Origin of the sequence: Microbacterium bandirmense (assembly GCF_037204185.1) — a bacterium.
Taxonomy (GTDB): domain Bacteria; phylum Actinomycetota; class Actinomycetes; order Actinomycetales; family Microbacteriaceae; genus Microbacterium; species Microbacterium bandirmense.
Genome location: NZ_JBBDGM010000012.1, coordinates 16863 through 32844, shown reverse-complemented (window position 1 = coordinate 32844; position 15982 = coordinate 16863). Strand labels below are relative to the sequence as shown.

The window sequence follows — 15982 nt, the reverse complement described above, 5'->3', positions numbered from 1 at the left end:
GGGTCAGCCCAGCCTTTCCTTGCGCCCGAGCAGACCTTGCGGTCGGACGAGGAGAATCACGATCAGCGCCACGAGAGCGGAGGCGTACTTGAGGTCGGAGGGCACGCCCAGCAGCGTCGACACCTCCACGGCGATGCCGACGATGATCGAGCCGATCAGTGCGCCGATCGCCGATCCGAGGCCGCCGAGCGTGATCGCGCAGAAGATCAGCAGCAGCATCTGCATGCCCATGTCCCACTTCACGCCCGGCCGGAAGTACGTCCAGAGGATGCCCGAGAGCGCCGCCAGCGATCCGGCGAGGATCCACACGATGCGCACCACCTTGTCGACGTCGATGCCCGACGCCGCCGCGAGCTGCGGGTTGTCGGAGATCGCCCTGGTCGCCTTGCCGACGCGCGTGCGGGTGAGGAAGTAGGCCATGCCGAGGATCACCACGATGCTGATCGTCATGCCGATCAGGTCGATGTACGACAGCGATATCGGGCCCAGCTGCATGGGTGTCGGGCTCGCGCCCGCCAGCTGATGGGTGCCGCCGCCGATCATGTACTGCATCGCGTAGCGCAGGGCGAGCGAGAGGCCGATGCTGACGATCATCAGCTGCACGATGCCCAGACCCCGTCGCCGAAGGGGGCGCCAGAGACCGGCATCCATCGCCCATCCGAGCGCACCGCCGGCGATCACCGCCGCGATCAGACCGAGCCACAGCGGCAGCTGCCAGAACGAGGTGACCAGCACCGCGACCACGCCGCCCCACGTCACCATCTCGCCGTGCGCGAAGTTCGACAGCCGGGTGGTGCCGTAGATCAGGGCGGCTCCCATCGCGGCGAGTCCCAGCAGCAGGCCGAAGTTGATGCCGCCCACGGTGCGCGAGATCAGCTGGTCGACGAATGAGACGGTGACCCGTTCGCCCTCACCCAGGAAGAGGTTGATGATCTTGGTGCCGGTGAGCCCGAACTCCGCCTCGAACGAGCCGCTGGTGCCGTCGACCGGCGCGACGCCCTCCGGCAGCTGCTCGGGGTCGACGATCACGCCGTCGGGCAGCGAGTCCTCATCGATCGAGAGGGTGAACTTCTCCTTCTCGGGAACGTACAGCCGCCATTTGCCGTCGGCGTCCGTCTCGGTCTCGCCTTCGAAGCCGTGGCCTTCGACCGATACTCCGACACCGGGGATCGGCTCGCCCTCGAAGGTGATGTTCCCCGCGAAGTAGAAGTCGGTCACCTCCTGGCCGTCGTCGGTCGTCTCGGCCAGAGCGGCGCCGGCGGGTACACCGAGCACCAGAAAGGCGGCCACCAGCGCTGTCAACAGCGCGATCAGCCCGTTTCGGGGACGCCGAAGCGCCATTGATCTGAGTCCCACGCATCCTCCACATCGAGTGCCCGCGAACGGCATCGGGCAGCCGTTCGGTCATGGACGTCGCACTGAGCGTAACCTGCGCCGGGCGGAAATCGCATCATCCGTGGCCGGATCGAAACCGCGGGCGGGTCGGCTCACGGAATAACTGCAGGCTTCTCGCGTTTAGAATCGATAACACGACGGAGTCGGGCCGTCCCGCTCCGCCTGCGCGCATCCGCCACTGCGCGCTCGCCACGACACGGCGCCGTCACGGCGCAGAGGAGCAGGTTCCATGCAGCAGCACGATCCGTTCGGTTTCGTCGGACTCACCTACGACGACGTCCTGCTGCTGCCGGGGCACACCGACGTGATCCCCAGCGACGCCGACACGTCGTCCCGGATCACGCGCCGCATCTCGGTCGCCACCCCGCTGCTCTCCAGCGCGATGGACACCGTCACCGAGGCCCGCATGGCCATCGCGATGGCGCGTGAGGGCGGCATCGGCATCCTGCACCGCAACCTCTCGATCGCCGACCAGGCCGCCGACGTCGACCGGGTCAAGCGCAGCGAGTCGGGCATGATCACCGACCCCATCACCACCAACCCGGACGCGACCGTCGAAGAGGTCGACGCGCTGTGTGCCAAGTACCGCATCTCGGGCCTGCCCGTGGTCGACGACGCGGGCCACCTGGTCGGCATCATCACCAACCGCGACATGCGCTTCGTCACCGGCCAGGAGCGCCGCACCACGAAGGTCAAGGACGTCATGACGAGCGAGAACCTCGTCACTGCCAAGGTCGGCGTGGCCGCCGGCGACGTCATCGCGCTGTTCGCGAAGCACCGCGTCGAGAAGCTGCCGCTGATCGACGACGCCGGCAAGCTCGCCGGGCTCATCACCATCAAGGACTTCGACAAGAGCGAGAAGTACCCGCTCGCCACGAAGGACGACCAGGGTCGCCTGCGCGTCGGTGCTGCGATCGGCTTCTTCGGCGACGCGTGGGAGCGCGCCGAGGCGCTGCGCGACGCGGGCGTGGACGTGCTCGTCGTCGACACCGCCAACGGCCAGTCGCAGGGCGTGATCGATCTGGTCAAGCGACTGAAGGCCGACCAGTCGTTCGCGCACATCGACGTCATCGGCGGCAACGTCGCGACCCGCGAGGGCGCGCAGGCGCTGGTGGATGCCGGTGTCGACGCCGTCAAGGTGGGCGTGGGCCCCGGCTCGATCTGCACCACCCGCGTGGTCGCTGGTGTCGGTGTGCCGCAGGTGACGGCCGTGTACGAGGCATCGCTCGCCGCCGCACCCGCCGGCGTTCCGGTGATCGCCGATGGCGGGCTGCAGTACTCGGGTGACATCGCCAAGGCGCTGGTCGCGGGTGCGGACGCCGTCATGCTCGGCTCGCTGCTCGCCGGCACCGACGAGTCGCCGGGTGAGATCGTCTTCCAGTCGGGCAAGCAGTTCAAGCAGTACCGCGGCATGGGATCGCTGGGCGCGATGCAGACCCGGGGCAAGCAGACCTCGTACTCGAAGGACCGCTACTTCCAGGCCGACGTGCCCAGCGACGACAAGCTCATCCCCGAGGGCATCGAAGGCCAGGTGCCCTACCGCGGGCCGGTCTCGGCTGTCGCCTATCAGCTGGTCGGCGGACTGCGTCAGTCGATGTTCTACGTCGGCGCGCGCACCATCGAGGAGCTCAAGGCGCGCGGCAAGTTCGTGCGCATCACCGCCGCGGGGCTCAAGGAGTCGCACCCGCACGACGTGCAGATCGTGGTCGAGGCGCCGAACTACAAGAGATAAGTCGAGACCGCGAGATCTCCGGAGGGGCGGATGCTGATCAGCATCCGCCCCTTTCGCACGTCGGATGCCCGGCGTAGCGTTCCGGTATGTGCCGCAGCATCCACACTCTCCACAATTTCGAGCCCGCCGCGACCACCGATGAGGTGCAGGCGGCGGCCTTGCAGTACGTGCGCAAGATCGCCGGGACGACGAAGCCGTCCAAGGCGAATCAGGAGGCGTTCGATCGGGCTGTCGCCGAGATCGCACACGCCACCCAGCACCTGCTGAACGACCTGGTGGCGACCAGACCGCCGAAGAACCGTGAGGAGGAAGCGGCGAAGGCGCGGGCCAAGGCGATCGCCTCCGGCCGCTACGCAGCCTGAGGTCGCAGCCGCAGCGCCAGGCCGCGAACATTGCGGCCGATGACGCTGCATTGCGGGGCATGACGATGGGCGTCGCCCGGCATCGGGCATCCCGCTACGGTCGCCGCATGACTCTTCTCAACGACCAGCTTCCCGTCATCGCCGATGTCACCGCCGACGAGCGCGCGCAGCGCCTCGCCGAGGCGGGTGCGACCTGGCGCGATCGCATCGCCCGCGACGCCGCCAACGCCGAGCTCACCTACCGCGTCACGGGACGCGGGATCGGCTCGGTCGGCACCGAGATCCGCTCGGGCAAGCACCGCTTCCTCGTGGATGAGCCCGCGGCCCTCGCCGGAGACGACGCCGCCGCGAGCCCCGTCGAATACGCGCTCGGCTCGCTGATCTCGTGTCAGGTGGTCGTGTTCCGCCTCTACGCCCAGGCGCTGGGACTGACGATCGACGACATCGAGATCACTGCCGAGGGCGACATCGACGTGCGCAAGCTGTTCGGCATCGACGAGTCGGGTCGCGCGGGGTTCCACGACGTGCGGGTGCGGGTCGACATCACCGGGCCGAACACGGCCGAGGAGTACGACAGCCTGCGCGCTGTCGTCGAGGAGCACTGCCCCGTGCTCGACCTGTTCGCGAACCGGGTGCCGGTCACGGGCAGCCTCGCCTGACACCGCTTCGGGGAACGTTTGCAGGGAGATTGAACGCTTGCAGGTGGATTCTGCGGCGTGTCGCCCTGCAGGTGTATTTTCTCCCTGCATCCGTTCCGTTCCGCCGGGGCCGGCGCGGGGCCGGGGCCGGGCCGAGGGAGGGCCCGCCGATAGAGTGAGCCCATGGATTCAGCGTCGAACGTGACCCGCGGCCAGGTCACCCGATACGCCATGGGATCGCTGGGCACCGGCGGCTTCGCCACCCTGCCCGGCCTGGTGCTCGTCTACTATCTCACCGACTCGCTCGGCGTGACAGCTCTCGCCGCCGGCGCCATCGTGACCGCCGCCAAGGTCTGGGACGTCATCATCGACCCGGTCATCGGCGGACTCAGCGACAACGCCCTCGCGCGCACGGGCACCCGTCGCGGACTGATGCGCATCGGCGCCATCGGACTGCCGATCGCCTTCGTGCTGACCTTCGCCGTACCGGCGCAGTTCGGTGCGGTCGCGTCGGCGATCTGGGTGCTGATCGCGTTCATGCTGGCGGCCACCTGCTTCAGCCTGTTCCAGGTGCCCTACATCGCCCTTCCGGCCGAGCTCACCGATGACTACCGCGAGCGCACCCGGCTGCTGACGTGGCGAGTGGTCGTGCTCACCGTCGCGATCCTGCTGTTCGGAGCGGGTGGGCCCGAGATCCGCGGCATGTTCGACGATCCGCTGGTGGGATACCTGGCGATGGCCGTCGTCGCCGCCGTCGTGCTCGGCATCGGCCTGTACATCGGGTCGACGGTCGCCCCGCAGCGTCCGCTGCTGCCGGTGCGTGCGGGCGTGTCGATCGGGAGACACTATCGCGACGGCATCGCCGTGCTGCGCGAGAGTCAGCCGTTCCGCACGCTGCTGGCCACCTTCATGCTGCAGGGGCTGGCCACCGGACTGATGCTCGCCGCCGCGCAGTTCGTCGCGCGCTGGGTGCTGGGAGACGAGGGGGCGGTGACGCCGCTGTTCGCGTCGCTGATCGCCCCGGCGCTGCTGATGGCCCCGGTCTGGAAGGCGATCGCCGACCGGATCGGCAAGGAGCGCGGGTTCCGGCTCGCCAGCACGATCTTCGTGGTGGCGACGCTGGCGCTCACCGCGATGGTGTGGCTGCCCGGCTGGTGGATCCTCGCGCCGGTGGCACTCGCGGGTGCCGCTTACGCCGGCATGCAGACGCTGCCGATGGCCATGCTGCCCGACGTGATCGCCCATGACCGCACGGTGCAGGAACGGCAGGGGGCGGGCGGTGCCGCACGCTCGGGCGTGTTCGGCGGGGTGTGGACGGCGGGTGAGACGACCGGCATGGCGCTGGGCGCCACGGTGCTGTCGATCGTGCTGGCCATCACCGGGTACATCGAGACGACCGCCGAGGTCGAGGTGGCGCAGCCCGACGCGGCCGTGACCGGCATCGCGGTGGCGTTCAGCCTGCTGCCCGCCGCGCTGATGCTGCTCAGCCTGATCGTGCTGGCCCGCTACCGGCTGCGCGAGCACGACATCGTCGGGACGTCGGCATGAGACGGGCCGGTGACGTTCTCGACCGGCTGCGCGAGCTGCGTGCCGCCGACGCGCCGACCCACGGCGGCCGTGTGCTGTCGTACGTGTACGACTCGGGTCTCGACGAGCTCGACGAGCTCGCGGACGCCGCGGCGCGCCTCGCGCGCCCGCTGAACGGACTCGACCCGACCGTCTTCCCGTCGATCGCCGCGATGGAGCGTGAAGTGATCGGCTTCGCCCGTCGGATGCTGCACGGCGGGCGATCCGTGGTCGGTTCGGTCACCAGCGGGGGCACCGAGAGCTGTCTGCTCGCGGTGAAGGCCGCGCGCGAGCTGTGGCGGGCACGGCACGGGCACGAGGGGCGCCCGCGCCTGGTGGCGCCAGCCACAGCGCACGCCGCGTTCCAGAAGGCGGCGCTGCTGTTCGACCTGGACTACGACCCGGTGCCGTGCGCTCCCGACGGCACCCTCGACCCCGCCGACATCATCGCCCGCCTCGATGATGATGTGGCGCTGGTGGTCGTCTCGGCCCCGGCGTACCCGACGGGTCTGCTCGACCCGGTGGGCGCCGTCGCCCCCGCAGCCGCCGATCGTGGCATCCCGTGTCATGTCGACGCCTGCTTCGGCGGGTTCGTGCTGCCGTGGTGGCCGAAGCTGCCCGCGTGGGACTTCCGCGTGCGCGGGGTCACCAGCATCTCGGCCGACCTGCACAAGTTCGGCTACGCGCCCAAGGGCGTCTCGGTGCTGCTGCACGGCGGCCGCGACGGACGCCGCAGTCGTCGTGCGCAGTTCTTCGCGACCACGCGCTGGGCGGGATATCCGGTGGTCAACCCCACGCTGCTGGGGTCGCGATCGGCGTCTCCGCTCGCCGCCGGCTGGGCGATCACGCAGCACCTGGGCGATGCCGGCTACGCCGAGCTGACCGGCGCGATCCGCAGGACTGCGACGGCCGTGCGACGCACCGTCGCGGGCATCCGAGGCCTCGTCGTGCTCGGCGACCCGGTGGGGCCGGCGATCGCGGTCGTCGCCGACGAGACGGTGCCGCCGGCGGATCGCGTCGATCCGCACCGACTGGCGGATGCCCTCGTCGGGCGCGGCTGGAAGATCCAGCATCAGCCCGGCTTCACCCAGCCAGGCGGCGTGCGCATCCCGCACAGCGCGCACCTGACCCTCACTCCGGCGCTCGAGCAGGGGATCGGCGAGTTCACCGCGGCGCTGGCGGCAGCATCCGATGAGGTGCGCGGCGTGCCGCCCGCCGACGCCGGCGCGCTCGCCGCGGCCATGCGTGCACTGGGCTACGGCGAGGGCGGGCGGGTGCCGGGCCCGCGCGCGGCGTGGATGCTGCTGCGCCTCGCCGGCGCCGCCAAGGTCGACGCCGACGCACCGCTGGCGACCCTGATGGCGCTGATCGAGCGACTGCCGGCGCCCGTTTCGGAGGCACTGCTCTCGGAGCTGCTCGCGAGGCTGTCGGACCCGCGCTGACACCCGGGCGGCCGGCGGCGTCGAATGCCGGGATGACAGCGCCCGGCATCCTGATATCCTGATCGGCTCGCCACTCGGTGGGCGGAAGGAATCCACCGTGGGCCACATCGACGTCAGCGCTCTGTCGCTGACCCTCCCTGACGGTCGTCCATTGCTCGACGAGGTGACGTTCCGCGTCGGCGCAGGCAAGACGAGCGCACTGATCGGACCGAACGGCGCCGGCAAGACGACCCTGCTGCGCATCATCCGCGGCGAGCTCGCGCCGGATGCCGGCGTCGTCACGATCGACGGATCGCTCGGCGTCATGGACCAGTTCGTCGGCCACGGCGACGGCGACATGACCGTGCACGACCTGCTCGTCGGGGTGGCGCCGGCGCGCATCCGCGCCGCGGCCGAAGCGCTGGATGCCGCCGAGAACGCCCTGATCGAGGACGAGACCGTGGGCACCCAGATGCAGTACGCGACCGCGCTCGCCGACTATGCGGATGCCGGTGGGTACGAACACGAGACGGTGTGGGACCAGTGCACGGTCGCCGCCCTCGGCGTGCCCTACGATCGCGCGCGGTATCGCGGCCTCGACACCCTCTCGGGCGGAGAGCAGAAGCGGCTCGCGCTGGAGGCGCTGCTGCGCGGTCCCGACGACGTGCTGCTGCTCGACGAGCCCGACAACTACCTCGACGTGCCGGGCAAGCGCTGGCTCGAGGGCCGTCTGCGCGAGAGCGCCAAGACCGTGCTGCTCGTCTCGCACGACCGCGAGCTGCTGGCCAGGGCGGCCGACCGCATCATCACCCTCGAGGTCGGGGGAGCGGGCGCGAACGCCTGGGTGCACGGCGGCGGCTTCGGCACCTATCATCGGGCGCGCAGCGACCGGATGGACCGGCTCGACGAGCTGCGCCGTCGCTGGGACGAGCAGCACGAGAAGCTGAAGACCCTCGTGGCGAACCTCAAGGTCAAGGCATCGGCGAACGACGGCTTCGCCTCGCGGTACCAGGCGGCGCAGACCCGGCTGCGCAAGTTCGAAGAGGCGGGTCCGCCCGAGGAGCGCCCGCCCGCGCAGGACTTCGACATGCGTCTGCGCGGCGCGCGCACGGGCAAGCGCGCACTGGTATGCACCCGGCTCGAGCTGACGGGGCTGATGAAGCCGTTCGACGCCGAGGTCTGGTTCGGCGACAGGGTGGCCGTGCTCGGTTCGAACGGCTCGGGCAAGTCGCACTTCCTGCGCCTCCTGGCGTGCGGGGGCAGCGACCCGGATCCGACCATGGGGCATCTCACATCGGCATCCGAGGCACTGCTCCCCGCGCCGCACACCGGCACGGCCGTGCTCGGTGCGCGCGTCGTGCCAGGGCTCTTCGCGCAGACGCACGCGCATCCTGAGTTCGTCGGGCGCACGCTGCTCGAGATCCTGCACCGCGGCGACGACCGGCGCTCGGGGCTGCCCCGCGACGCGGCGAGCTCGGCGCTCGACCGCTACGGTCTGGTGCGGCAGGCGCAGCAGGCGTTCGACCAGCTGTCCGGCGGCCAGCAGGCGCGGTTCCAGGTGCTGCTGCTCGAGCTCAGCGGGGCGACCATGCTGCTGCTCGACGAGCCCACCGACAACCTCGACCTCGAGTCGGCCGAGGCCCTCGAGCAGGCCATCGCCCGCTTCGAGGGTACGGTGCTGGCGGTCACGCACGACCGGTGGTTCGCGCGCTCGTTCGACCGGTTCCTGGTGTTCGGCGAGGACGGCGAGGTGTATGAATCGGATGCGCCGGTGTGGGACGAGCGGCGGGTGGTGCGCGCGCGGTGATCGGATGCCCGGATCCGGGCATCCGACGTCGTTCCGTGCCGCCACGTGCGCTGCGCAAGCCGCCCGCCCGCGTCCCCGCCCCTGCTGAGCTACACCGCCCCCGGTCATTTACGCGGCTGAGCAGGGGCGGCGACGCTGAGCAGGGGCGGCGACGCCCCCCGACGCCCCCGACGCCCCCGACGCCCCGACGCAGCCACCGCACGGCCCGCATAGACCCGCCAGGTAGGCTGGAGGGGTGAGCATGGACATCGAGATCGGCCGAGGCAAGCGCGCGCGCCGCGCATACACGTTCGACGACATCGCGGTCGTACCCTCGCGGCGAACGCGCAATCCCGAGGACGTGTCCACCGCGTGGACGATCGACGCGTTCTCGTTCGACATCCCGGTCATCGGCGCGCCGATGGACTCGGTGGTCAGCCCGCAGACCGCGATCATGCTGGGCAAGCTGGGCGGCGTCGGCGTGCTCGACCTCGAGGGCCTGTGGACCCGCTACGCGAACCCGCAGCCGATGCTCGACGAGATCGCCGCGCTGCCGGCCGAGAAGGCCACGGTGCGCATGCAGCAGCTGTACGCCGAGCCGATCAAGCCCGAGCTGATCAAGCAGCGTCTGGCCGAAGTCCGCGAGGCGGGCGTCACGGTCGCAGGATCCCTCACCCCGCAGCGCACGCAGGAGCTGTACTCGACCGTCGTCGACGCCGGTGTCGACCTGTTCGTGATCCGCGGCACCACCGTCTCGGCCGAGCACGTCTCCAGCGCCCTCGAACCGCTGAACCTGAAGAAGTTCATCTACGACCTCGACGTGCCGGTCATCGTCGGCGGCGCATCGACGTACACCGCAGCTCTCCACCTGATGCGCACGGGGGCTGCCGGCGTGCTGGTGGGCTTCGGCGGGGGAGCGGCATCGACCACGCGCGTCACCCTCGGCATCCACGCCCCGATGGCCACCGCCGTCTCGGACGTCGCCGCGGCCCGCCGCGACTACCTCGACGAGTCGGGCGGACGCTACGTGCACGTCATCGCCGACGGCGGGGTGGGCACGTCGGGAGACATGGTCAAGGCGCTCGCGATGGGTGCGGATGCCGTCATGCTGGGCGTCGCGCTCGCGCGCGCCACGGATGCCCCCGGCCAGGGATTCCACTGGGGCGCCGAGGCGCACCACCCGCAGCTGCCCCGCGGCCGGCGCGTGGCCGTCGACCGCGTCGCGAACCTCGAGGAGATCCTCTACGGGCCGGCCCCCGTCGCCGACGGCACGGCGAACCTGATCGGCGCGCTGCGCAAGTCGATGGCCACGACCGGCTACTCCGATCTGAAGGAGTTCCAGCGGGTCGAGGTCGTGCTGGCACCGTACGAGCTCGGATGACGACGCCCCCGCCGCTCGTGCCGCAGCAGTTCCCGCCGACGCTGCGCGAGGTCATGCTGCGCGGCCGCTGGATCGGCGTGCTCGCGCTGTGCCTGGTCGTGGCGGGCGTCTTCGCGTGGCTCGGGCAGTGGCAGCTCGCACGTGCGATCGACACCGATCCGCCGCTGCCGGGTGCGACCGAGCAGGTGCGCCCGCTGACCGAGGTGGTCGAGCCGGGGCAGTATCTCGCCGAGACCCTGGGCGGTCAGCGCGTCGAGACCAGCGGCACGTGGGTGCCGGAGGACTTCATCGTGGTCTCGTCGCGGGTCAATGACGGCGTCGAGGGCTACTGGGTGTCGGGTCAGCTGCGCGTGGCCGAGCGCACCTCGATCGCGGTGGCGCTCGGCTGGGCGCAGACGCGCGAGCAGGCGGATGCCGCGGTGCAGGCCCTGTCCGAGGCCGGCGCCGTGCAGGCCGAGGTCAGCGGTCGCGTGATCGACGACGAGGGCGTCGAGGTGCCGCCGAGCACCGAGCCCATGCGGCTGGACCGCATGTCGCCGGCCGCGCTGCTCAGTCGCTGGCACGACACCGAGCAGCTGAACGTGTACCGGCCGTACCTGGCATCGATCGAGGCGCCGTCGGGGCTGGACGACATCAGCTCGCCGGCCCCCGAGCTGAAGTCGCCGATCAACTGGCTGAACATCTTCTACGCCGCCGAGTGGGCCGTTTTCGCGGGTTTCGCCTTCTACCTCTGGTACCGGCTCGCGCGCGATGCATGGGAGCGCGAGGTCGAGGAGTTCGAAGACGCGTCGGGCGCTGCCGACGCCTGATCGGATGCTGTTCGCCGGGCGTTCACCCGGATGACCGTTCGATGACCGGACGCAGAACACCCTTGTCGAATGTCGCCGGGGCGCTCTATGGTCACATTCATGCGCGTGCGTCGCGCTGGTGGCGGACCCACAAGATCCGCGACCGGACCTTGACCGAGGAGACCGCAACGATGTTTTCCGCCCCCCGAGACGAGAGCCGCAGAGCTCACGTCCCAGTTCACCGCAGCGGGGGGCGCATCGGCGCTCTCGCGCTGACCACTGCGTGTGCGATGGCCTTCGGGACGCTCATCGCCGCCCCCGCATTCGCGAACACCGCCGGAACCGGCGTCGTCATCAACGAGGCCTACCTCTCCGGGGGCAGCTCCGGCGCCGCCTTCAAGAACAAGTTCGTCGAGCTGTACAACCCGACCGACCAGGACATCGTGCTCGACGGCATGTCGCTGCAGTATCGGTCAGCCACCGGCTCCGGTGCGTCGTCGGGCTTCGTCGCGCTGACCGGCACGATCCCGGCGGGCGGGTACTTCCTCGTGCAGGGCGGGCAGAACGGCGGTTCGAGCGCTCAGGGCGACGCCCTGCCGACGCCGAACGCCACCAGCGGCAGCCTCAACTTCAGCGGATCCTCGGGCACGATCGCCCTGGTGCGCAGCGATGCGGCCTCCACGCTGCCGATCGACTCGCTCATCGGCGACGCCGCCGCAGACGCGGGTGTCATCGACCTGCTCGGCTACGGCACGTCGAACACCTACGAGACGACGGCCGCCGGCGCCCCCTCGAGCAACACCGACGTCCGGTCGCTGAACCGCACGGACGGGGGCGACACCGACGTCAACGCCGACGACTTCTCGCTGTCGGCGACGATCACGCCCACGAACGCGGCCGGCGAGACCGGTGGCGACTCGGACCCCGACCCCGATCCCGACCCGGCGGTCGAGAAGACGATCGCCGAGGTGCAGGGCGACGGCGCGGAATCGCCGCTCGTCGGCCAGCGGGTCACGGTCGAGGGCGTCATCACCGCCGACTACCGCACCGGCGGCTACGACGGCATCGTCATCCAGACCGCAGGATCGGGCGGCGACGCCGCGACCGACGGTGCCTCGGACGGCGTGTTCGTCTACCTCGACGGCAAGAGCGTTCCCGGTGAGATCGGCGATCTGGTGTCGGTCACCGGCACCGTCAGCGAGTACTTCGGTCAGACGCAGATCAGCCCCAGCGCGGCATCCGAGGTCACCGTGGTGACCGCAGACGCAGGTGTGCCCGAGCCGACCCCGCTGCCCGGCGACGTCGTGGGCGATGCCCGCGAGGCGTACGAGAGCATGCTCGTCGCCCCCTCCGGCGACTACGTCGTGGCCTCGAGCCACCAGCTCTACAACTTCGGCACGCTGTGGCTGAACCCCGGCGAGCTGAACGTGAAGAGCACCGAGGTGCACCGGCCGGGTGCCGAGGCCGACGCGCTCGCAGCGGCGAACCGCGCGGACCGCATCCTGCTCGACGACGGCTACAGCATCCAGGTCGGCAACAACGCCCACCCCGGCGACCAGCCGTACTTCACGAAGGACGTCGTCGTGCGCAACGGCGACGTCGTCGACTTCGGCGACACGGGCTTCGTGCTGCAGTACGGCTTCGACGACTGGCGCCTGCAGCCGACCACCCCGCTGAGCAGCGAGTCGCCCGACGAGGCGAAGGTCGGGTTCACGGCCAAGAACGAGCGTCCTGCCGATGCTCCCACGGTGGGCGGTGACGTGCAGGTGGCATCGTTCAACGTCTACAACTACTTCACGACGCTGCAGTCCGAGAACGGGGATGCCCGCGGCGCGCGCGACGCGGCACAGTTCGCGATCCAGAAGTCGAAGATCGTGGCGGCCATCAACGGCCTCGACGCCGAGATCGTCTCGCTGATGGAGATCGAGAACTCCGTCAAGTTCGGTGACCCGGCCGACACTGCGCTCGCCGACCTCGTCGACGGGCTCAACGCCGACGCGGGCAGCGAGGTGTGGGACTACGTGCCCACGCCCACCGCCCTGCACGACGCGGCGACCACCGACTTCATCACCAACGCGATCATCTACAAGAAGGATGAGGTCGAGACGGTCGGCGACAGCGCCACGATCAGCGACGAGTCCGTGTGGAACATCGCTCGCGAGCCGATCGCGCAGGCCTTCGACATCGACGGTCGCACCGTCACGGTCGTGTCCAACCACTTCAAGTCGAAGGGCGGCGACGGTGCAGAGCCCGCCGACGGACAGGGGCACTTCAACACCGAGCGCGTCGCACAGGCGGAGTCGCTGCTGGCCTTCACCGACGAGCTGGCAGACAGCTCGGGCAGCGACGACATGCTGCTCATCGGCGACTTCAACGCGTACAGCGAAGAGGACCCGATGAACGTGTTCACGTCGCAGGGCTGGAGCGATCTGGTCGCCGACGAGACCGACGGGCAGTACACGTACACGTTCGACGGTGAGCTGGGCTCGCTCGACCACGTGCTCGCATCGCCCTCGCTGGCGTCGTCGATCGACGGCGCGGCGGTCTGGTCGATCAACTCGCCCGAGTGGAGCGACCGCGGGTACGCGTACGGTGCGACCGACACCGGCACCCCGTTCCGCTCCAGCGACCACGACCCGATCCTCGTCGGAGTCCTGGCCGACGAGCCGCCGGTGAGCATCGACGTCGCCACGATCAACGACTTCCACGGTCGGATCGAGGCCGATGGCGCCAGCGCTGGTGTGGCCGTACTCGCCGGTGCCGTCCAGGCGGTGCGCGATGAGAACCCGAACACGATCTTCGCCGCCGCCGGCGACCTGATCGGTGCGTCGACGTTCACGTCGTTCATCAACAACGACGAGCCGACGATCGACGCGCTCAACGCCGCCGGCCTCGAGGTCAGCGCGGCGGGCAATCACGAGTTCGATCAGGGCTGGGACGACCTGCGCGACCGCGTGCAGGACCGTGCCGACTGGGAGTACATCGCGTCGAACGTGTTCCTCACCGAGACCGGTGAGCCGGCCCTCGCGCCGGCGTGGATCAAGGAACTCGACGGTGTGCGGGTCGGCTTCGTCGGCGCAGTCACCGAGGATCTCCCCTCGCTGGTCTCGCCCGACGGCATCGCCGACCTCGAGGTGCGCAGTATCGTCGATTCGGTCAACGACGTCGCCGATGACCTGACCGACGGGAGCGCGGCCAACGGCGAGGCGGATGTCGTCATCCTGCTGGTGCACGAGGGCGCGGCGACCGTCGAGGTCGACAGCATCTCTCCGGACTCGCCGCTGGGTGAGATCGTCTACGGCGTGGACGACGACGTGAATGCCATCGTCTCGGCGCACACGCACCTGGCGTACAACCACGTCATCGACGGACGCCCTGTGATCTCGGCCGGTGAGTACGGTCAGAACCTCGGCGTGATGAACCTGCAGGTCGACCGCGACACCAAGGAACTGCTCTCGATCGAGAACGAGATCCGCCCGCTTGCGCGGGAGATCCCCGACCCGGAAGATCCCGAGGAGACGATCTGGGTGGGCAACTACCCGGCCGTGGACGCGGTGCAGGACATCGTCGACGCAGCCGTCGAAGAAGCCGATGTGCTCGGCGCCGTCAAGGTGGGCGACATCGCGGCGGACTTCAACCGCGCACGTCAGAGTGACGGCACGACCGAGAACCGCGGCGGAGAGTCGACGATCGGCAACTTCGTCGCCGACGTGCACCAATGGGCCACCGACGCGGACATCGCGCTGATGAACCCGGGCGGCATCCGAGCCAACCTCACCTACGCATCATCGGGTGCGGAGAGCGACCCGGACGGCAACGTGACCTACCGTGAGGCGGCGACCGTGCAGCCGTTCGCCAACACGCTGGTCACGCTGCAGCTCACCGGGGCACAGCTGAAGGGAGTGCTCGAAGAGCAGTGGCAGCCGGCCGGCGCGAGTCGTCCGTTCCTGAAGCTGGGCGTGTCGAAGAACCTGTCGTACACGTACGACCCGGCGGCGGCGCAGGGCGAGCGCATCACCTCGATCACGCTCGACGGTGCTCCGATCGACCCGGCAGCGTCGTACACGGTGGCGGCGAACTCGTTCCTCGCGTCGGGTGGCGACAACTTCGTGACCTTCCGCGAGGGCACCGACAAGCGCGACACCGGAAAGATCGACCTGCAGTCGACGGTGGACTGGTTCGCCGAGAACGGCACGGCGACGCCCGACCTCGCCCAGCGCGCGGTCGGCGCGACTCTCACCCCGGCACAGCCGGCCGACGGCTACCGGGCCGGCGACTCGGTGACCGTCGACATCTCGTCGCTGGCGTTCAGCACCGGTGAGCAGAAGCCCACCGAGGTCGCCTTCGCGATCGGCGACGCGCAGCTCGGCACGGCGGCGGTCGACACCGCGGTCGTCGACACGACCGACGAGGTCGGACGTGCGTCGTTCACCTTCACGGTGCCGTCGGATGCTGCCGGTCAGCCGCTCACGGCGACGCCGGACGTCGGCGCGGCCGTCACCCTGCCGGTCGTCTTCGCCGAGGGCGACGGCGGTGAGCCCGGACCGTTCGAGGGAACCATCTCGCTGGGTGCCAAGAAGGTGAGCGCGGGCGGCATGCTGGCGATCACCGGCGAGGCCTACGAGCCGGGCGAGACCGTCACCGTCGAACTGCGGCCGAAGAAGGGCGAGCCGATCGAGCTCGGAACGATCGAGGTCGGCGATGACGGCACCTTCGACACCATGGTGAACGTGCCGCGGTCGACGCACCCCGGCAAGTACACCGTGGCCGTGCAGCAGGCCGACGGCGACGAGGCGACGGCCACCGTGCACGTCAACCGCGCCGGCGGCATCAGCTCGATCATCAAGCAGATCATCGACTGGGTGTGGAGCCTCTTCACCGGCTGGTGGTGATCCACCGCATCCACTGAGGCG

Annotated in this window: 10 protein-coding genes; 9 read left to right on the top strand and 1 reads right to left on the bottom strand. The window is 69.9% G+C overall.

The genetic code is table 11. The features are described from left to right. Nucleotides 1-3: 3 nt before the first annotated feature. Nucleotides 4-1341, bottom strand: coding sequence for an ABC transporter permease subunit (locus WDU99_RS13315; protein WP_420064015.1), 1338 nt, complete (start codon nt 1339-1341; stop codon nt 4-6). 283 nt (nt 1342-1624) lie between these two features. On the opposite strand from WDU99_RS13315, the gene guaB reads away from it, so the two are divergent. The 9 genes from guaB (at nt 1625) to WDU99_RS13270 (ending at nt 15961) form a co-directional block, all read left to right on the top strand. Continuing rightward, nucleotides 1625-3127, top strand: a complete 1503-nt coding sequence (guaB, locus tag WDU99_RS13310; protein WP_337332941.1) for an IMP dehydrogenase — start codon at nt 1625-1627, stop codon at nt 3125-3127. Between the two features lie 86 nt (nt 3128-3213). After that, entirely contained in the window at nt 3214-3489 is a 276-nt protein-coding gene (locus WDU99_RS13305; protein ID WP_337332940.1) for a DUF2277 domain-containing protein, read from the top strand. Nucleotides 3490-3596: 107 nt separating this feature from the next. After that, on the top strand, nt 3597-4148 hold the full coding sequence (locus WDU99_RS13300) for an OsmC family protein (protein WP_337332939.1): 552 nt from the start codon (nt 3597-3599) through the stop codon (nt 4146-4148). Between the two features lie 162 nt (nt 4149-4310). Beyond that, complete coding sequence (locus WDU99_RS13295) at nt 4311-5675, top strand: MFS transporter (protein ID WP_337332938.1); 1365 nt, start codon at nt 4311-4313, stop codon at nt 5673-5675. Beyond that, nucleotides 5672-7135, top strand: coding sequence for a pyridoxal phosphate-dependent decarboxylase family protein (locus tag WDU99_RS13290; RefSeq protein ID WP_337332937.1), 1464 nt, complete (start codon nt 5672-5674; stop codon nt 7133-7135). Before WDU99_RS13295 ends, WDU99_RS13290 begins: the two co-directional genes overlap by 4 nt. 97 nt (nt 7136-7232) lie before the next feature. Continuing rightward, on the top strand, nt 7233-8921 hold the full coding sequence (locus tag WDU99_RS13285; protein WP_337332936.1) for an ABC-F family ATP-binding cassette domain-containing protein: 1689 nt from the start codon (nt 7233-7235) through the stop codon (nt 8919-8921). 241 nt (nt 8922-9162) lie between these two features. Further along, nucleotides 9163-10281, top strand: a complete 1119-nt coding sequence (locus WDU99_RS13280; RefSeq protein ID WP_337333003.1) for a GuaB3 family IMP dehydrogenase-related protein — start codon at nt 9163-9165, stop codon at nt 10279-10281. Further along, nucleotides 10278-11090, top strand: a complete 813-nt coding sequence (locus WDU99_RS13275; RefSeq protein WP_337332935.1) for an SURF1 family protein — start codon at nt 10278-10280, stop codon at nt 11088-11090. Before WDU99_RS13280 ends, WDU99_RS13275 begins: the two co-directional genes overlap by 4 nt. A 269-nt stretch (nt 11091-11359) precedes the next feature. Then, nucleotides 11360-15961, top strand: a complete 4602-nt coding sequence (locus WDU99_RS13270) for an ExeM/NucH family extracellular endonuclease (RefSeq protein ID WP_337332934.1) — start codon at nt 11360-11362, stop codon at nt 15959-15961. Nucleotides 15962-15982 lie beyond the last annotated feature (21 nt).